The organism is Planococcus sp. A6 (genome assembly GCF_028823615.1).
GTDB lineage: Bacteria > Bacillota > Bacilli > Bacillales_A > Planococcaceae > Planococcus.
The window spans coordinates 1-19,002 of the sequence record NZ_JAPEHT010000063.1; the positions used below are offsets into that span (position 1 = coordinate 1).

General features: G+C 49.5%; 21 protein-coding genes. 10 read left to right on the forward strand and 11 right to left on the reverse strand.

Translation table 11 applies throughout. From position 1 onward, the window contains the following. Positions 1–52: 52 nt before the first annotated feature. From ON064_RS10650 to hemE, 3 genes are all read right to left on the reverse strand, one after another. A complete protein-coding gene (locus ON064_RS10650; protein ID WP_121301027.1) occupies positions 53–508 on the reverse strand; it encodes a FixH family protein in 456 nt (151 codons plus the stop codon). Positions 509–659: 151 nt separating this feature from the next. Further along, entirely contained in the window at positions 660–1,592 is a 933-nt protein-coding gene (hemH, locus tag ON064_RS10655) for a ferrochelatase (protein WP_121301026.1), read from the reverse strand. Between the two features lie 21 nt (positions 1,593–1,613). After that, entirely contained in the window at positions 1,614–2,657 is a 1,044-nt protein-coding gene (gene hemE / locus ON064_RS10660) for a uroporphyrinogen decarboxylase (RefSeq protein WP_274624747.1), read from the reverse strand. 219 nt (positions 2,658–2,876) lie between these two features. Between hemE and ON064_RS10665 the strand changes: the two genes are divergently transcribed. The 3 genes from ON064_RS10665 to ON064_RS10675 all read left to right on the forward strand — a co-directional run bounded on the left by ON064_RS10665 (position 2,877) and on the right by ON064_RS10675 (position 5,703). After that, positions 2,877–3,392 carry an antibiotic biosynthesis monooxygenase family protein gene (locus ON064_RS10665; RefSeq protein WP_274624748.1) on the forward strand — a complete coding sequence of 172 codons (516 nt, stop codon included), beginning with the start codon at positions 2,877–2,879 and terminating at the stop codon, positions 3,390–3,392. Between the two features lie 67 nt (positions 3,393–3,459). Beyond that, complete coding sequence (locus ON064_RS10670) at positions 3,460–4,458, forward strand: sodium:calcium antiporter (protein WP_121301023.1); 999 nt, start codon at positions 3,460–3,462, stop codon at positions 4,456–4,458. 78 nt (positions 4,459–4,536) lie between these two features. After that, positions 4,537–5,703, forward strand: a complete 1,167-nt coding sequence (locus ON064_RS10675; RefSeq protein WP_121301022.1) for a M20 metallopeptidase family protein — start codon at positions 4,537–4,539, stop codon at positions 5,701–5,703. A gap of 54 nt (positions 5,704–5,757) precedes the next feature. On the opposite strand, the gene ON064_RS10680 is transcribed toward ON064_RS10675, so the two are convergent. Both ON064_RS10680 and ON064_RS10685 read right to left on the reverse strand, forming a co-directional pair. Continuing rightward, positions 5,758–6,978, reverse strand: a complete 1,221-nt coding sequence (locus ON064_RS10680; RefSeq protein ID WP_274624749.1) for an ABC transporter permease — start codon at positions 6,976–6,978, stop codon at positions 5,758–5,760. Further along, a complete protein-coding gene (locus ON064_RS10685; RefSeq protein ID WP_274624750.1) occupies positions 6,962–7,711 on the reverse strand; it encodes an ABC transporter ATP-binding protein in 750 nt (249 codons plus the stop codon). The genes ON064_RS10680 and ON064_RS10685 overlap by 17 nt, the downstream gene beginning before the upstream one ends. 174 nt (positions 7,712–7,885) lie before the next feature. On the opposite strand from ON064_RS10685, the gene ON064_RS10690 reads away from it, so the two are divergent. From ON064_RS10690 to ON064_RS10720, 7 genes are all read left to right on the forward strand, one after another. Further along, positions 7,886–8,317 carry an HIT family protein gene (locus ON064_RS10690; RefSeq protein ID WP_121301019.1) on the forward strand — a complete coding sequence of 144 codons (432 nt, stop codon included), beginning with the start codon at positions 7,886–7,888 and terminating at the stop codon, positions 8,315–8,317. 103 nt (positions 8,318–8,420) lie between these two features. Further along, positions 8,421–8,954 (forward strand): tryptophan transporter, encoded by a 534-nt coding sequence (locus tag ON064_RS10695; protein ID WP_058381294.1) that lies wholly within the window; start codon positions 8,421–8,423, stop codon positions 8,952–8,954. A 123-nt stretch (positions 8,955–9,077) separates the two neighbouring features. Then, positions 9,078–9,578 (forward strand): YtxH domain-containing protein, encoded by a 501-nt coding sequence (locus ON064_RS10700; protein WP_274624751.1) that lies wholly within the window; start codon positions 9,078–9,080, stop codon positions 9,576–9,578. A gap of 35 nt (positions 9,579–9,613) precedes the next feature. Continuing rightward, positions 9,614–10,174, forward strand: coding sequence for an HTH-type transcriptional regulator Hpr (locus tag ON064_RS10705; protein ID WP_083509225.1), 561 nt, complete (start codon positions 9,614–9,616; stop codon positions 10,172–10,174). A gap of 104 nt (positions 10,175–10,278) precedes the next feature. Then, positions 10,279–10,824, forward strand: a complete 546-nt coding sequence (locus ON064_RS10710; protein ID WP_274624752.1) for a DUF3267 domain-containing protein — start codon at positions 10,279–10,281, stop codon at positions 10,822–10,824. Positions 10,825–10,883: 59 nt separating this feature from the next. After that, positions 10,884–11,069 (forward strand): hypothetical protein, encoded by a 186-nt coding sequence (locus ON064_RS10715; RefSeq protein ID WP_068868672.1) that lies wholly within the window; start codon positions 10,884–10,886, stop codon positions 11,067–11,069. A 252-nt stretch (positions 11,070–11,321) separates the two neighbouring features. Then, a complete protein-coding gene (locus tag ON064_RS10720; protein WP_274624753.1) occupies positions 11,322–12,251 on the forward strand; it encodes a peptidylprolyl isomerase in 930 nt (309 codons plus the stop codon). Positions 12,252–12,288: 37 nt separating this feature from the next. On the opposite strand, the gene ON064_RS10725 is transcribed toward ON064_RS10720, so the two are convergent. From ON064_RS10725 to ON064_RS10750, 6 genes are all read right to left on the reverse strand, one after another. Next, the gene (locus tag ON064_RS10725) at positions 12,289–12,450 is read right to left on the reverse strand and encodes a hypothetical protein (protein WP_274624754.1); all 162 of its coding nucleotides are present in this window, start codon (positions 12,448–12,450) and stop codon (positions 12,289–12,291) included. A gap of 88 nt (positions 12,451–12,538) precedes the next feature. Beyond that, positions 12,539–13,477, reverse strand: a complete 939-nt coding sequence (gene yhaM / locus ON064_RS10730; protein ID WP_112233607.1) for a 3'-5' exoribonuclease YhaM — start codon at positions 13,475–13,477, stop codon at positions 12,539–12,541. Continuing rightward, positions 13,474–16,311, reverse strand: a complete 2,838-nt coding sequence (locus ON064_RS10735) for an ATP-binding protein (protein WP_274624755.1) — start codon at positions 16,309–16,311, stop codon at positions 13,474–13,476. Before ON064_RS10735 ends, yhaM begins: the two co-directional genes overlap by 4 nt. Beyond that, positions 16,308–17,522, reverse strand: coding sequence for a metallophosphoesterase family protein (locus ON064_RS10740; RefSeq protein ID WP_274624756.1), 1,215 nt, complete (start codon positions 17,520–17,522; stop codon positions 16,308–16,310). Before ON064_RS10740 ends, ON064_RS10735 begins: the two co-directional genes overlap by 4 nt. Before the next feature lie 99 nt (positions 17,523–17,621). Next, positions 17,622–18,872 (reverse strand): ABC transporter permease, encoded by a 1,251-nt coding sequence (locus ON064_RS10745; RefSeq protein ID WP_274624757.1) that lies wholly within the window; start codon positions 18,870–18,872, stop codon positions 17,622–17,624. Further along, positions 18,865–18,996, reverse strand: a complete 132-nt coding sequence (locus tag ON064_RS10750) for a DUF4162 domain-containing protein (RefSeq protein ID WP_274624758.1) — start codon at positions 18,994–18,996, stop codon at positions 18,865–18,867. The genes ON064_RS10745 and ON064_RS10750 overlap by 8 nt, the downstream gene beginning before the upstream one ends. Positions 18,997–19,002: the final 6 nt, after the last annotated feature.

Consider the following 19,002-nt stretch of genomic DNA (forward strand, 5'->3'; position numbering starts at 1 on the left):
TTTTTATGCATTACCTTAGAGCTGTTATGCAACAGTGGCAAGGACGAAAAAATCAATGTCCCATCTTTTCCATGGCATCCGAGTCTTCGCTATCGTCAGGCACGATCGTTTCCGGATCCGGATCGCCTACTGTCAATTCCATTTTTGGCATGACATGCATACGGCGGGCCGTCGTATGGGCTTGGATAAAATACAGCCCTTCTTCTTCCACCGTCCAGCTATGTTCATAAACCCCGTCTTGTGTATGACTTGCTTCTAGCATTTCGCTGTTTTCGCGAGCCCCAGATTGCCATACTTCAAAGACCACTTCATCTGCATCTTCTACTGCCTCTGTGCCTTGTGTGACAGTAGCTGATAGCCGAACTTCTTCGCCGGGCTCGGCGGTTTCTTCTGTATTGAACTCGACTTCCACTTGTTGCGGCAGTTCGCCCGTACCAGCCGATGAATCTTCTTCGCCGCATGCTGCCAACAGCAGCATCACCAGCACAAGTACGATCCATTTTTTCATGTGATTTCCTCCTTGCGGTGGGCGCATATTGCTCCCACTGGCCGAAATTTTTGCCCATCCATTGATAAAACGCCGCCACAGTTAACTGCTGAGCGGCGTTTTAGTAACGGTTTATTGATTGAAAACTTGCATCCTAGACAATTCGCCAGGATCAGTTTTCGTTCAATTTATTCAACACAACATTGGCCATTCCATCGATAAACAACGGATCTACGTTCGGCATTTCCGGCCGGCGGTATGTCGCGCCGATTTCATCACAAACAATCTTGCATTCGTAGTCGTTATCGTACAGGACTTCCAAATGGTCTGTGATAAAGCCGACTGGCGTGTAGACGAAAGAAGTATAGCCTTTTTCTTCATGCAAATCGCGCGTCAAATCCTGGACATCCGGCCCGATCCACGGTTCCGGCGTCTGCCCGGCACTTTGCCAGCCAATTTCGTAGTTTTCAACACCCGCCGCTTCGGCGATCAAGTCAGCTGTTTCTTTCAATTGGTCTGGGTATGGATCGCCATTTGCGATGATTTTCTCCGGCAAGGAATGCGCAGAGACGATCAGGCAAGATTTCGCGCGTTCTTGTTCTGACATTTCAGCAAATGCCGCGCTTACTTTCTCGCTCCAGAATTGGATGAATTTCGGCTCTGTGTACCAGCTTTCCACGGAAGTCAGCTTGATGCCGAGCTTATCAGCTGTTTCTTTTGCACGGCCATTATAGGATTTAACGGAGAATGTCGAGAAATGCGGCGCAAGAACGATTGAAATCGCTTCTTCGATGCCGTCTTTTTTCATCTCTTCCACGCCGTCTTCCACGAATGGCTCGATATGCTTCAAGCCGAGATACATTTTGAACTCGATGTCATCCTGCAATTCGTTCAAGCGGTCACACAAGCCATTTGCCTGATCTTCTGTGATTCTAGCCAACGGTGAAATGCCGCCGATCGCCTTGTAGCGGTCTTTCAAATCCTGCAACGCTTCTTCGCTCGGTTTGCGGCCGCGGCGGATATGCGTGTAGTAGCGCTCGATATCATCTTCGGAATATGGCGTGCCATACGCCATTACCAATAATCCCATTGTCTTTTTCATCACAATCACCTCGTCAAAAGTTTGTTAGTTCTGTTTTTTGTATGCTGCACTGTATTCATGGACAAATGCCGTCAGACGCTTCAGCGTATCCGGCTGCACTTCAGGGAATACGCCGTGCCCAAGGTTGAAGATATAGCCATCATCCTGCATGCCCATATCCAAAATTCTTTTCGTGCGTTCTTCAATGACAGACCAATCCGCCAACAAATAAGACGGATCGAAATTGCCCATCAAGGCTTTCGTCAAGCCTCTTTCGCGTGCTTCGGTGATCGGCAAACGCCAATCCAGTCCTACCACATCTACCGGCAATTCATGCCATTCATTCGCCAAATGGCTTGCGCCGACGCCAAAAATCGTCATCGGCACGCCTTCTTCACCGATTTCCTTGAAGATGCGGTCCATGACCGGTTTGATGAAAATGCGGTAATCTTCCACATTCAATGCGCCGACCCACGAGTCGAAAATCTGGATCGCTTTTGCACCTGCATGGATCTGTGCTTTCACATAAGGAATGATTGTGTCTGCCAACTTGTCCATGAGCGCAAACCACATTTCCGGTTCTGATACCATCATTGCCTTCGTTTTGTTATAGCTCTTCGAAGGGCCGCCTTCAATCATATAGCTCGCCAAAGTGAACGGTGCACCCGAAAAGCCGATGAGCGGGACGTTCAATTGCTCTTCTGTCAGCAATTTGATCGTTTTCAGCACGTAGTCGACATCTTGCTCAGGATTGATTTCACCAAGTCTATCGATGTCCGCTTTTGTGCGGATCGGATTGCTGATGACCGGCCCGACGCCTGCCTTGATCTTGACGTCCACCCCGATTGCTGGAAGCGGTGTCACGATATCTTTGTAAAGAATCGCTGCGTCGACGTCGTATTGGTCGACCGGCAGTTTCGTGACGTAAGCGCAAAGTTCCGGCTGGTGCGTGATTTCCTCCAATGAATATTTTTCTTTGATCTTGCGGTATTCCGGCTGTGAACGCCCAGCCTGGCGCATATACCATACCGGTACATGGTCGGTCTTTTCCCCGCGCGCTGCGCGCAGGTACGTATCATTAAAAGTCATGAATTATTCATCCCTTCAGTCTTTGCGGCTATAGTTTATCCTTCATTATCCGTCTATACTATAGACGCTCCGCTCCTTATTGTATAGAATCTGGGCGCAATTGTCATAAATTAGACCCGAATGCCTTCACCGATTTGACACCTTCCGTTTCAAGCATCCGATTTTAGGGAAAAGTGAGGTAGCAATTCAAAATGGATTCGATCACTAGGAGGCTTTTCAATGAATGTTTATATGACGACAGGAACTTACGATTTCATGAAAAAAATGCGTGAAAAGCATGCTGATGAAACGATGGTACTCATGCAAGGTGAAAACACGACTTTGCTATTGCACGAAACCGAAGGAAAATCCACTTTCCAAACGCCGCGCCGCTATGAAGTAGTCGATGGTACCGGCGAATTCCGCGAAAAAGGGTTTTTTGTCATGAATAATATCCCCGTTGCCGACGAAGGGCGGCCTGTTTTTGAACACCGCTTCAAGAATCGCGCCGGCGCCATCGAAAATGAACCCGGATATGTCGCTTTTCGCGTCTTGCGGCCGCTCGATTCAGACACGTATGTCGTCTTGACCGAATGGGAATCACCGGCATTCTATGAAAAATGGAAAGAATCACAGGCTTTTGCCAAAGCGCATTCGGAGAAGCCGCAGGAAGAAGCAGAAAAACCACGTGCTAATATCTTCTCCGGTTCTTCTTATGTCACCATGTATAAAGCAAAACCTGAAGAAGACGAGTAATCAACGGCCGGCTAACCCGGCTGTTTTTTATGTATAATAGAAGAAACCCATTTAGGAGGAATAGCTATTGGTATTCATTTATTTTCTATTAGCGGCAGCTGTCACCGTATTCGCCGCCATTAAATTGTCCCAGTATGCGGATGTCATCAGTGAAAAATCAGCGATGGGCGGCATGATGGTCGGCACGCTCCTGCTTGCGGGCGCCACTAGCCTACCAGAAATTTCCACTAGTTTCTCGGCAGCCGCCATTGGCAATGCGGATATCGCAGTCGGCAATATGATCGGCTCGAATTTGTTCAATTTATTTATCTTAGCGGGATTCGATTTGCTGCTGAACCGCAGACGCATGCTTGAGCGGGCATCCAAGGACCACACCTATTCTTCCCTGCTCGGCATCTTCCTGATTGTGCTCTTATTGTTGGCGTTGTGGTTGCGCACCGATGTCACATTCCTTGGAATCGGCCTCGATTCGTTGGCAATCGGAATAACGTATGTGATCGGCATGCTGATTATCAATAAATTGCCGAACTTGGATACGATCGATATGGACGATGAGCCGGTCGATGCCAAAGCGCCGAAAAATCCGAGTGCGCATTTATCCCCGAAACACGCGGGCATCCGTTTCGCGCTTGTCGCTGTGGTCATCATGGCGGCAGGCACCGCCCTTTCCATTACGGGCGATGAAATTGCTGTCGTGACAGGCATCGGCTCAAGCTTTGTCGGCAGTTTCCTGGTGGCCGCTGCCACTTCCCTGCCGGAAGCGATTTCGGTTTTCGTCGCGCTCCGCCTGTCTAATGTCAATATGGCGGTCGGCGCTGTTCTCGGAAGTAATATCTTCAACATGGTCATTTTGGCTTTGTCGGACCCGATTTACGTGGAGGGCTCGATTCTTGCTGAAGTTTCCGGCGCCAATTTCATCATCGCCAGCGCAGTGCTCGTCATGAGCGTACTGGTAATGTTCTCGCTTTATCGGCCGAAGACAGCTTCAACATGGGCGTATAGCTTGCCATCCATTTTGGTGGTACTGCTTTACTTCGTTGCTTCATATCTGAATTTCACTTACTGACAGGACGGGGCTTCCCCGGTCTGTTTTTTGCTATGTTAAACTAGAGAAAATCCAGAAAATTAGGAAGGATATGATCCAATGATTGAAAAGATCTTTGCTGAACTCGATAATGCCTATCCCGAAATGGTGGAAATCCGCCGCCACCTGCACATGAACCCGGAGCCCTCATTCCAGGAAACCAAGACTGCTAAATATATCCGCGATTTTTATGAAGATCTCGGTGTCGATATCCGCTTTGGCGTGGGAGGCAATGGCGTCATCGCGACGATCCGCGGCGGTAAACCAGGCAAGACGGTCGCCTTGCGCGCCGATTTTGACGCCCTGCCAATTCAGGACCAGAAAGAAACCAGCTATAAATCCACTGTGCCGAATGTGGTACATGCTTGCGGACATGATGGCCATACGGCGACCTTGCTGGTTCTTGGCAAAATCCTCCACGGGCTGCGTGACGAACTCCCTGGCACGTATGTGCTCATTCACCAGCACGCAGAAGAACTTGCGCCAGGCGGTGCGAAACCGATGATCGAAGACGGTGCGCTCGACGGCGTCGATGTCATTTTCGGCACCCACCTTTGGTCGACAACGCCATTCGGGCGGATTGATTACCGGACTGGCCCGATCATGGCAGCTGCGGACCGTTTTGAAATCACTGTTCAAGGGCGCGGCGGCCACGGCGCGATGCCACACGAAACTGTCGACGCCGTTGTGACAGGGGCACAACTTGTCACTAGCCTGCAGCAGCTTGTCGCACGCCGTGTGGACCCGCTCGAGTCCGCAGTTTTGACGATTGCATCATTCGTTGCAGAGAACCCGTTCAATATCATTGCCGACCAATCGAAACTGAACGGAACAGTCAGATCCTTCACCGAAGAAACGCGCACCCTTATGGAGCAGGAAATGGAGCGCGTCGCTAAAGGCACGGCCATCGCGACTAATAGCGACATCGACTTTAAATTCCATCGGGGCTACCCGCCAGTCGTCACTCACGAAAAGGAAACCGAATTCCTGAGAGACCTTGCTGAAGATGTGCCAGGTGTTGAGGAAGTCTTCAATTGCCCGCCGCAAATGGGCGGCGAGGATTTCGCCTATTACCTCGAAGAGATTCCGGGCACATTTTTCTTCACAGGCGCGATGCCGGACGGTGAAGTCTATCCCCACCACCACCCGAAATTCGACTTTAAAGAAGAAGCGATGCTGATTGCCGCAAAAACGCTTGGCAAAGCCGCTGTCACTTGCCACGAATAAACGACATAGCAAAAGGGCTGGAGAAAATGAAAATTTCTCCAGCCCTTTTTTAAATTATTTTCGTTTGTTCAGCTGTGCCGATTTTCTTCTGGCGCCCGCAAGCGTCACGACCGAAACGACGGCTATGACTGCCGCGATAAGTAGCGCTGTCGCAAACTGTCCGAGTGCCAGCAGCAGGATCAATGCCGATACTGCCTGAATCAATTGAACCGCAAGCACCCAATTCCAGACCGCTTTTTCGCGGCTATGCGTGCTAAGCGGAAACAATTGGTCCATGCGGAAATGCTGGGACTGATTCAAGCCTTGCCACAATTGGATCGTGGAAGCGAACGCCAATGCCCCAGCAAATAAAGCGATGGCGATTTGGAACGGGATTAGCCAAGCGCCAACCAGAATGATCAGCGTCAAACGCACCCAAAGAAAGAACAATTCATCCGAACGAATGAACGTCCGGCTCACCAAATACAAATGGGCATTCGAAGCTTTGCTCTTGATCAAACGATAAACCGGGTTGAGCCATCTGCGCTCCCTCACCTTCCCTTTCAAATGCGGAACGTCGGTGAAATAATTGGCAAACTGGTAAAAGCGCAGCATGCGGTTTTCTTCCAATTCGATGAAATGGCCATAAGGGAATGCTTTTCCCGCAGCGCGGCGTTCCAGCCATTTGCCGTAGAAAATCATCGCGAACAAAAAGACTGCCGAAACAATAATCCATCCGTCGACATACGACCATACAAATCCGGCAACGAGCAGGAACCGGACTGCGCGCTCGAGCCACACTTTGTGCCCTTCATCGGATTTCCGCCAATGAAACTCGCTCCTGACATTCCACCATTTCACAAGCAGCAGTAGAATCGGAAAGCCGATCAAATAAGACGATGGTAAGCCGTATAAGGCGTTGATGAGCGGCAAGGAAACGACGAAGACGACAATCGGCAAATATAATTGCGATACATAAGTCCAGCGAAGTGCCGGTTTCAGATATTCATCAAGCCGGCTTTCAAGCGGCAATAGGTAAACGCTGTCCGCTTGCTTCAATAAGGTCACCGGCGGGCTGTAAGACAATAGCGCCCCGAATAGCACAGCCATCAATAGCGCTGCCGGAAATTCCGGCGGCACATTTTGCACCCATTCACTGTAAGCGTAGCCGGCTGCCCCGATGGCGAACAGCATGACAACTGCAATATGGCCGGTGACGATGAATTTTAAATAATTCTGGACTTCAGCGGTATAGCGACGGAGCCGCTTGTCCCAGACTTCATGCAGGTTCTTCATTGTCGTCATCCTCGGTCATCGCAATATACAGGTCATCGAGTGAGGCATCCGGCATGCCGAATGCCTGGCGCAGCTCCGGCATCGTGCCGATTGCCCGCACGCGCCCGTTGTGGAGCAGAATGATTCGGTCGCAATAGCGTTCTGCCGTAGACAGGATATGGGTCGACATGAGCACTGATGCGCCGCTGCGCTTTTGCTGTTCCATCTGGTCAAGCAGCGATTTGATGCCGAGCGGGTCGAGCCCGACGAATGGTTCATCGATGATGTACAAATCCGGGTCAACAAGAAAAGCACTCATGATCATGACTTTCTGGCGCATCCCTTTTGAGAAATGGGACGGAAACCATTTCAGCCGCTTTTCCATACGGAATTCCTTCAATAAAGCTGCAGAACGTTGTTCGAAGACTTCCTGCTCCAGGCCATAAGCCATCGCCGTCAGTTCCAGATGTTCGCGTAAGGTCAATTCTTCATACAGCACAGGCGTTTCCGGAATATAGGAAAAAGCGGAGCGGTAAGCGTCGATGTCTTCCGCGAAGGTTCGCCCATTGAGTCGGATTGTCCCGGATTTCGGCTGCATGATGCCGATGATATGCTTGATGGTCGTGCTCTTCCCTGCCCCATTCAAGCCGATCAAGCCGACCAATTCGCCTTTTTCTATTGAAAAACTTACGTCTTTTAACACAGGCTTTCTCGTATAGCCGCCCGTTAAATTTTTTACTTCCAATATTGCCACTTTCAACACCTCTTTCTTCGTTTACTATTGTATCAAAACTGCGTGGCGAATTCTTTCGGGAAATGGGACGCTTCATGAAGCCGGTCGGGACAAGCTGAAATGTGGAATGACTCGCTCACTGAATATGGTAAACTGAAAAAAGAACGGCCAACCCATTACAGAAAGGATGAGTTTATGAGCGATTGCATTTTTTGCAAAATCATTGCAGGGGAAATCCCGAGCGTCAAAGTGTACGAGGACGAGCATGTCTATGCCTTTATGGACATCATGCCTTTATCAAAAGGGCATACGCTGCTGATCCCGAAAACCCATCGCGAGTTTGTCTACGACATGGCGCCGGAAGAAGCTGCTCAATTGTTCAGCGTAGCGCCGAAGATCGCCAGCGCCATCAAAGAAACTTTCGAACCCGAAGGCATGAATTTGTTGAACAATAATGGACCAAAAGCTGGGCAAAGCGTCTTCCATTTCCATCTTCATTTCATTCCGCGCTACGGCGCAAGCGATGGGTTCGGCGCCAAGTGGATGACCAAAGAAAAAGAGTACACCACAGAGAAGATTCAGGAACTTGCTGAACAAGTGAAATCCAAGCTAGCCTCTGAGGCTTGATTTTCTGTGCTGCACGAGATAAGATCGTAATACGTTTTTCGCCGGCGGCCACGAGGGCACGACCGGGAAAAAGAAACTAGCTTGAGCTGAGGAGAGATGAGAAATGAATACGAAAAATCTTGTGTTAATGGCGCTGCTTGTCAGTGTCGGTGCAACATTGTATGTAATGATCCCAGGAATTAACGGCGGGATGAAACCCGACTTTATGCTGACGATGATGTTTATCGGCATCTTGCTGTTCCGTGACGTGAAAAGCGTCTTTTTGCTCGCTGTCACCACCGGAATCATTTCCGGATTGTTTTCAAGCTTTCCGGGAGGCTTTTTCCCGAATATCATCGATAAATTCGTCACCGCATTCGTCTTTTTCGCGCTCGTGTCGTTATTGAAAAAGCATGCCGCCAAGTTGCCGGTCGGCATTGCGCTCGCTGCTTTTGGAACAGTACTGTCAGGAACCATTTTCCTGTCGGCCGCCATCTTCATCCTGGGCGCCGATATTCCGTTCACGCTGCTGCTTGCAACGGTCGTCGTTCCGGCAACTATCATGAATGGCGTTGCCTTTGCGGTCATGTTCCCGATTGTCACAGGGCTCATGAAGCGCTCGAACTTCCAAAGTTCCACAGCCGCGCAGGCTCGCTAATGCCTGAAATGCCTTTCCCTTTTGCAGGGAAAGGCATTTTTTATTGAATAGCGATTCATTCCATGTTTTAATTAAGTGAAATAAAGGAAAAGAAAGATAGATACGAAAGGAGCGCTTACACTTATGAAAGTTACGAATTTTTTTGCAGGCCTTGGTGCCGGATTAATTGCTGGTGCCGTAACAGCCATCCTCTCCACTCCGAAATCCGGTGAGGAATTGCGCACTTCCATCAAATCGAGCGGCTCGGAATGGAAAGAATCGATGAACGAGCTGAAAGCCCGCATCAATGAATTGAAGGAATCGATCAACCACTTGACGGAAGAATCCAAAACACAAGTACCTGAAGCCGTAGATGGATTGAAAGCATCCCTCCAATCTTGGCAAGAAGGCACAGCGCCAGCGAAAGAACATCTGCAGCTGGAAATCAAAGCGATCCAGAATTCCATAGAGCAGCTGCAGGCGGCGATCAGCAAAGATAAAGACGAAGAAGAAAAGAAAAAAGACAAACCGACGAAAATCGACAGGACGATTCTGAGACAGCTTGACCATCATTGGTCAGGTTGTTTTTTTAAACTAAATTATTTTACTATTCTCACTTTAATTCACTTTGCTTTATTGCTATAATAAAGAAAATATTTCCGGTGAAAGTTGGTGCTCGCGTGAATGACAAAGAATATACAATGAAAGAAGCTATGCTGTACAGCCAAAGAATTGGGCAATTATCCAAAGCATTATGGAAAGCAGTCGAGAAAGATTGGCAGATGTGGATAAAACCTTATGACCTTAATATTAATGAACATCACATTTTATGGATTTCCTACCATTTGAAAGGAGCGTCCATTTCCGATGTAGCGAAATTCGGGGTCATGCATGTCTCCACGGCATTTAATTTTTCGAAAAAACTTGAAGAGCGCGAGTTGCTGTCCTTCTCGAAACGCGATACCGATAAACGCAATACATATGTAGAACTGACACAAAAAGGCGAAGAGTTGATGCAGGAGATGATCGAACGTTATCACGATACGCCCCATTCGGTCGTCGACGGCTCGCTCCCACTGCGCAATCTATACGGGAAATTCCCTGAATTCATGGATGTCATGGCCATCATCCGCAATATTTACGGCGATGATTTCATGGAGATTTTCGAGGCTTCATTCAAAAACATCGAGAACCGTTTCAATGAGGAAAACCACGTGTTAACCGAGAATAAAAACGGCTGAAAAACACGGTAAAAAATTTCACCGAAGAAGCTTGCATTCCCCCAGGAAACGTTGTATTGTATGTATCGGCTCAACAACACTATACATCAATGGGAGATACGCATATGCATTGCTGGAAAACAATCAACGTCAAAAAACAATACGGTTCTGACCGCCTGTTCTTCATTTCCGCGCTGATCGGCGCCGGGGTGTTCACCAGCTATTACATGCTGCTGGCCATCATGTATGCCGACCCGTTATCCGACCAGAACTTTTTGCTGTTCATGATCGGGATGCTGGCCATCTACCCTATCCATAAACTTTTGCACCTTCTGCCTTTACTCGGAAGCCGCAAATGCCTGAAAATCAGCATGCGCAAACAATTGAAAATGTGCCCGACCATTTCTTTGTATATTAAAGAACCGGTGCGGAAATCACGCTTCATGTTGGCGCTTGTGGCACCATTTGCAGTCATCAACACGACCATTATCACGCTGAGCATCATTTGGCCGGCTTACAGCCATTATTTCGCCATTTTGCTTGCGTACCATAGCGCTTTGTCCGTTACGGATTTGATCTATATCCGCAACTTGGCACGCTCGCCGCGGCATGCACTTATCGAAGAGACGGACACTGGATTCGAGATTCTGGTGCCGCAGCCAATTGCCTGACCTGCTTTTTTCTTTCCATTTTGCTATAATGGAAGTTAAGGTCAGAGGGGAGGAAACTCATGATAGTCGCATTCGTTGTAATGTTTTCCGTATTTTATCTATTCCAGATCAATCGGATGACATTAGCACTTGTTACATCCCGGGAAATTCCCGAGGAAAACCATGAAAAGATTTTTCGTACCATTAACATATTGATTCTAATCCTGCTTGTTTCATTATATGTCGGGGTCGAATTCACCCCGTAAGCACTTGCCAGAGCAAGTGCTTTTTTCATGGCATTCACTCCAATATCCCCCACTCTTTAACGGATTCGCAATTTTTTGGAACTTTTTATTTTTTCATTCGTTTATGATATAGTAACTACGGCATCTATTGAAAAAAAACGCAAAAACAGCCTGAAGCATAACGCTTGCGGCAATCATCCTTTTGCGGAAAATCAACAGCCCACACCTATAAATTCAACTTAGATTGAAAGAAAGTTAGGAGCGAATATTTTTATGAAGAAATCAGCCTTTACCCTTTCCATCGCAGCGGCGGTTCTTGCCCTTTCTGCGTGCAGCGATAACGGTTCCGATAGTGAAGTGCTCGTCACTTCCGAAGCGGGAGACGTGACCAAAGAAGAACTTTACGAGGAAATGAAAACCTCTGTCGGCGACCAAGCCATCCAAATCCTGATGATTGAGAAAGTGTTAGGCGCGAATTACGAAGTGACTGACGAAGAAGTAGAAGCGGAGCTCGAAAGTAACAAAGAAGAAATGGGCGAGAACTTTGAACAGTTTCTAGCGCAAAACAACCACACAGAAGAAAGCTACAAAAAAGTCATTCGCCTGAACTTGCTTCAGGAAAAAGCATTGACGGAAGACATCGAAGTGACGGATGAAGAAATCGAGCAGCGGTACGAACGCCAAGGAACTGAGCTGAATGCGCGTCATATCTTAGTTGCGGATGAAGAGACAGCCAACGAAGTGAAAACGAAACTTGACGATGGCGGTGATTTCGCTGAACTGGCGGAAGAATACTCCACTGACCCAGGATCTGCCGCTAACGGCGGGGCGCTTGACTGGTTCGGCACCGGCGCCATGGTCCCTGAATTCGAAGATGCGGCTTATTCCCTCGAAGTCGATGAAATCAGCGAACCGGTCCAATCCCAGCACGGTTTCCATATTATCCAAGTGACTGAAAAACGTGAAGTCGAAGGCCAAGAGCCGCTTGAAGACCAACGCGAAGCTTTGCGTTCTGAAATCGCCATGGCCAAAGCGGATCAATCCACACTACTTCCGAAAGTCGCAGCTTTGATGGAAGAAGCCAACATCGAAATCAAAGATGAAGAACTTGAAGGCGCGCTTGATGAAATCCTTAACACAGAACCAGCTCCTGAAGAAGGAGCACCAACTGAAGAAGAAACGGAAGAAACTCCGGCTGAATAAGCAAAGCAAAACCCCCGACATCTTTGTCGGGGGTTTTTTATATATTGAAGAGGTTCGTGATGGAAATGGAGACGGCGACTCCTGCGGGAGCAGTGACGGAGCAAAGCGACGGAGCGACATGAGCCGAAGACCCTGCAGGAGCGCCAGCGACGAAGCGGCTGAGGCCATGCCCGCGGAAAGCGTCCGTCGTAATGGACATCAGTAATATGCTAAGTATAAAAAGAGGGGCGTTTCCGAAAGCCCTGTCATCAGATTTTCGAATAGTCCCCCCCTCCTTTATTTCTGCATTATAGTTTCGGCTTGTAGAATGAGCGGTTGTCGAGTGCGAAGACGCGTTCCGAGAACTCGCCTTCTTTCGTTTTGCCGAGCACGCGGTCGAGCATCATCATTTTCGCATCAATATTGTCGATGTAATGGAGGATTTCGGCCTCTTTTATCATCGGCTTTTTCGGGCTGCCCCATTCTTCTTTTCCGTGATGCGACAACACGATATGCTGGAGGACCATGACTTCTTCCCCTTCGATGCCGAGCTCTTCTGCTGCTTTTGCGATTTCGGTTACCATGATCGAGATATGGCCGAGCAAATTGCCTTCTACGGTATAAGTCGTCGCGACCGGACCTGAAAGTTCAAAAACTTTGCCGATATCGTGGAGGATGATCCCCGAATACAATAAATCCTTATCCAGGCTCGGATACACTTCGCAAATCGCTTTCCCGAGCTTGAGCATCGACACGACATGATCCGCAAGGCCAGATACGTAATCGTGATGATTGCGCGTCGCGGCCGGGAAAGTCAGGAATTGCTGCTGGTATTTCTTCAGGATATGGCGCGTGATGCGCTGGATTTGCGGGTTTTCCATCTCGAACAGGAACTTCGTCACTTCTTCGTGTAATTCATCTGTACTTTGCGCCGCTGAAGGCAAAAACTCGGCGATCGTCAAGTTCTCCTCCGGTTTTGCCGGACGGATGCTTTTGATGCGCAGCTGGTTTTTACCGCGGTAATTATGGATTTCCCCGCCGACTCTGACAATCGTTTCTGCCGCATACATCCGTTCATGTTCGTCTTTCGTGTCCCATAGCTTTGCCTCAATGTCTCCGCTCTTGTCCTGCAGAACGAGTGACATGAATGGGTTGCCGGTCGTCGTGACGCCTTTGACCGATTGTTTGATCAGAAGAAAATCATCGACTGTCTCCCCGACAGCGCGGGTAGTTATTCCTTTTGTCATGCTTGGATGCTCCTTTCAGGATTCGCCACGTCGATTTGCTGGGCACTTGGCCAAGCTTGCCGCATCGCTTCGTGGCATGTGAAATAAATGAACTGATGGTCTGCCTGCAGCTCTTCCACTAATTTTATCACTTGCTGGCTTCTTCGGCGATCAAAATGGACGAACGGATCATCCATGATGATCGGGAACGGGTGAGATTCCTTCAAAGAAGATGCCAGCGCAAAGCGCAGTGCCAAATATGCCTGCTCTTTCGTTGCTTGGCTGAGCTCGATGATGCGAAAGCGCAAGCCGTCTTTCCGCAGCGCTTCAAAGTTTCCTTCCTGGCTGAGCAGCAAGCGCACATACTCGCCGCCGGTCAATTGGGTGAAGTACGATTCCGAAAGCTTCAGTACTGCCGGCAATTTCGTCTCTTTCAATTCATCCATCGTCTGCTTGAATACTTCAACGATTGCGCGGTTGACAGCCCATTCATTTGCCGCTTCCTGGAACTCTGCTTTTTTCGCTTCCAGTTCCTGAAGTTTCATCGAATGCCCTTCATCCGATAATAAATGCCTCGTCAATTGAAGTTTTTCTGCTTGTTCTTCCCATAATGACTGGCGTTCATTCTGCAGTTCATCCAGTTGTTGCTGCGAACGCTCAAGAAATTGTTCTGCACTCTCTTCTTCGTCACCAAGTGCAGCGGGCTTTTCTACTTTCCCGATAGCCGAAAGCTGCGACTGGACCATCTGCAATTGTTCCTGTGCGGACTTTGCTTGTTCCGATAGTTTGGCAGCGCGGTAAAACGAATCTTCATCTGCCACTGCAGCCCTTTTGAACAGCTCATCCATCGCTTCAGAAAGCGTGGCCAATCGCTCAGCGCATTTCCGGGCCTGTTCCGCCAGCTGCTGGTTTTTCTCACGGATTTTTTCGGCATGCTGAAGTTTCTGCTGGCGTGCTTCCGATTCCGCACGAAGCACACTGATGACACTGCTTGCACTTACGGGTTTGCCGCATGCCTCCTGCGCCTGTTCCAGCCACGCCTGTTGTTCGCTTTTCAATTTCCCGATTTCTTCCGTAATGCGCTCCAGCCGGCTAGAGGCTGCATGCACGTCACGCAATTTATCGAATAAAGTGAGGACGGTAGCGCGTGAAGTATCTTCCGGAAAGCCGAGTGATTTCAGCAATCGCCGGTATTCCTGCAATTCCTCGCTGCTGTCTGTCTGCGGCAGCGCAGCGATTTTCTGCTTGCTTGCCTCGATTGCATCAAATCGTTCATCAAGCCCTCTATCATATTCCGCTAGCTTCATGAGCAAAGCTTCGTATTCCGCTTCCTGCCCGCCGTAGCGTTCCACTAATTCATCCTTCGCCGTGCCAGTTGGTGATTTGCTATCGCGCAGCCAGAGCCACACTGCTGCACCGAGTGCCATCGCCGCAAGCAAGGCCGTCAAAGCGTCTGCGGAAAATGCAGCGATGATCAAACCGACAATCCCGATGGCCCCCAGCAGAAATTGGGCTAGGCGATTATTGACAGCCGTTCCCGTTTGCCGTTTTTGCTGCGCTTTGGCCAATGCCAACTGCGGCTCGATGTCGGCCCATTGTTCAGCGTGCTGCCGCTGTTCTTCAGGCGGCTCTGCTTCGAGATATTGTTTTAACGCGCGTTCAGCTTCTGACAATCGCTGCCGCTCTTCTGCCAATCGCCGCTGCCCGAAAGCTTGTTCTTGTTCTGCGCTTTGGAGCGCATCCAATACGGTCTTCAAGCGGTCTTCCTGTTCGAGCGAGGCATCCGAAAGCAGTGCCTGCTCTTTGTTCATTCCGCATAATTTCAATAGGCGGTCGAGCTCATCCTGCAATCGACTGCGCTCTTCTTGTTTCACTTTCAATGAAGAATTTATCTGGTGCCACTCGGCTTCACGCCCGAGCAGATCCGATAGCGAATCGGTTTCAGGCAGCTCGCGGATCGGCTCTAACCGACCTGTTTCATTTTCCAGAAAAGCTGATTCGGCCTGTAATTCGTTTTTCTGGTCGAGCAAACGTTCATACTGGCGGATGCCCGATTCCGGGAAATTCACCGGGCCGTTTTCCGCCAAACGTTCGAGTTTTTGTGTTCGAGCCAATAGCGGAGCCGCTTGATGCCATTTTTCCGCTTCCTTGATGTCCTGAACGAGCATGCTTTCAGTTTTGCCCAGCTCAGCCAATCGCTGTTTGATCTGCTCCAGCCGCTCGGTTGCCGGACGGAAACTATCGGCGCGCTGTTTGTATTCGCGCAACTCCGTTTCAAGTTCCCGTAATTCTTCGGTCAAACGGTTGATTAGCGGTAATTTTCCCGCTTTCTTGAACAGCTCGCCCATTTCGCGTTCGAGCTGGCTCTCCATTTTCCCCGCGTGATCGACACCGGCAGTGCCGGAAGATAACAGCGTGCGCGTCAGCTCCTGTTCCGTCATTTGGTCGAGATCCTGGAGTTCGTGGACAGAGAACGAATAAATTGCCTCATAGGATGCCCTGTCATAGCCTCTTAATAACTCCGCCAGTTCTGCCTCGCCTCCGCGGCGCCCGTCTTCAAACCAGAGCGTCACATCCCCTGCCGATTTGCCGGCTGTCCGCTCGATCACGACACGGCCATAAACGGGATCGCTCAGCTGCAGTTGGCCGCCGTATTTGCCGCCCGCTTTCGGTTCGTAGCGTTTATGCGCTTGGCTGCGTGCTGAAAAGCCGAATAGCATCTGCAAGATAAACTGCTGGATGGTCGTTTTGCCCGCTTCGTTCATTCCGTAAAATACGGCTATGGGTTTGTTCAGCTCGATGGCCCTGTTTTCGTGGCGGCCAAAACCATAAATGATCAGTTTTTCAAGTTTCATTTTGGGTCCTCCAATGCCATCATCTTGCGGATTTTCGCTACCGCTTCGGCCTGCAATTCGCTCTGCAGCTCCTCGTTCAACTGCGGCAGGAAACGCCCGCTTTTCGGATGGTTGTAAAGCTCTTTCAAAGCCTGTTTCCAGTCATTCGACTGCCAGTTTCCCAAGCGGCTGGCAAGCTGTTTGCCGAACGGCGATAATTCCGAAGAGAGGGCGTTTCTGTCAAGCTGAACCGTTGAAATATGGACAAAGCGCTGTGGCTCGCTGAGCGCTTCGCGTAAAGCATATACAAGCTCTCCATTCGGGATATCTTCCAGCATGTGAAGAGTTGCCTCATCCAGACTTTGGAGTTCCAAATCCACGACGAGCGCCTCAGCATCATTCGCTTCGAGCTGCTCTTTGACAATGCTGAATAATTCATTCATGTGCTGGACGCTACTGCAATCGATTTCGATCCGCTCAAAGCGCACTGCTTCTGTTGCAATGAATTCCAATTCGGCATAGCCATCCGTCAGCACGACCTCGTAAAAGCCTTTAGGACCGGACTCTTTCCTGTGGCGCCCTTGCAGGTTCCCGGGATAGACGATCGGTGGATCCATGGATAAGTGCTGCCGCTTATGGATATGGCCGAGAGCCCAATAATCGTAGTTTTTGGCCAGCAATTGTTCTTTGCGAAACGGTGCGTATACAGCGTGCTCTGTGTCGCTTTCCTCAGAACCGTGGAGCATGCCAATCTGGATGACGCCGTTTTCTTTACTTGGATAATATTCGATCATCGATTCGGTGACATGGCGGCGGCCATAGCTAAATCCGGCGATGTTCACTGTTGCGCCTCTCAGCGTAAACGTCATATTCTCTACGCTGTCCTGGAACACATGGACATTTGACGGCAAGTCAAAACTCACGCCGCCCCCGCTTAAATGATCGTGGTTGCCATGGCTCAAAAAAACCGGGATGCCCGCTTCATGTAATTGTTCCATGCCTTGCTGAAAACGATGCTGCGCGCGCAAGTTGCGGTCTTCCGCATCGTAAATGTCCCCGACAATCAATAAAAAATCAGGCCGCGTTTCAAGCGCATAGGTAATCAACCGTTCAAAAGCGGCCAACGTACTGTTCTGCAATGTTTTCCATTGCTCAGCACCGAGCCCTTTCATGCCGCTGAATGGACTGCCGAGATGCAAATCAGCGCTGTGGATAAATCGAATACTTGCCATCGTGATCCCCTTTTCAAAAGCGAATATTTGTTCTTATCTTACCATTTCCGGGAGCGAAAAAAAACTGCCTGCGGCAACTTCCCGTAAGCAGCATCTTCCTTATTTTTCGTTGCCAAGCTTGATCGCCCGGCGGATATCTTTCAGCGACTGCGATGAGCCATACATCAAGACGCCGCCGCGATAAACGCGGGCGCCGAACCAGCCGAGTATGCCGATTGTCAACAGCATAATCGCAATCGACAACAGCGGCTCCCATAACGGGATATCGAGCAGGCCGACACGCAGGAACATGACGAGCGGCGCGAAAAACGGGATATAGGAAGCGACTGTTACATAACCCGCTTCCGGCATGGAAATGCCCGAGAACGCAATGAATGACGCAATGATGATCAAAATCATCATCGGCAGCATCAATTGCTGAACATCTTCTGTCCTGCTGACGAGCGAGCCGAGCAATGCCGCAAGCACGGCATAGAGGAAATAGCCAAGCAAAAAGAACAGGATGGCGTAGAAGAAGGTACTGAACTTCACTTCGGAAAAGCCCATGACGCTAAATACACCTTCGGTCAGGTCCGATCCCGAACTTTGGATGGCCAAATACCCGGCAAGTGCGAAAATCATCATCTGCAAAATGCCGAGCGAGCCGATGCCTGCAATCTTCGCAAACATATGCTTGACCGGTGAGACGCTGGAAATCAAAATTTCCATAACGCGTGAGGATTTTTCGTTCGCCACTTCCATGGCGATCATATTCGGGTAATAAATAACTGCGATATAAATGACCATAATCAGGATATAGACGAGGCCGCGCGCTTGGCTTAACTCTTCTTGAGATTTGGAAGATTCGGCAAGCGCTTCCCGTTCCATGTCAACTGGCGCAAACAACTGGGCAAGCTCCGTAGCTTCCAGCTCCAGCTGCTCGGCGACCCTCGCTGTCTGGAGGCTCTGAAGCGCATTTTCCAGTTCTGCCGCTTGAGCCGATTCAGTGGCGGACTCCGCTATGTAACGGGCAGTGATCTCATCATCGCCTTCGATAACAAGAAAAGCGTCCATTTCACCTGCTTCCACATCCGCCCTCAATTGTTCTTCAGAAAGTGCGCTCGCTTCTAGTTGAATGGTACTGTCTTGCTGGTCGAGCTGCGCTTGCAAGGCTTCCGTATACTGCCCTGTCCCATCCACCACTTGAATCGTTTGCTGTGAATTGTCGTCTCCATCGAATGACTCGATGATCGACGGCAAATTGGCCAGCAGGAAAAATGAAGCGACAACGACCAGCGTGGTGATCATGAACGATTTCGTCATCGCTTTCGTTTTGAATGCCTGTTTGAAAATGATCCAGAAACTATACATGGGCACGCCCCACCTTTTCAATGAAAATCTCTTCGAGGCTTGGCTCTTCTAAAGCAAACTGGCGCACAGGGCCAAGCTCTAAGGCACGGGCGAGCAAGTTTTGGCCGACCGCTTCATCGGCAATGCGGAA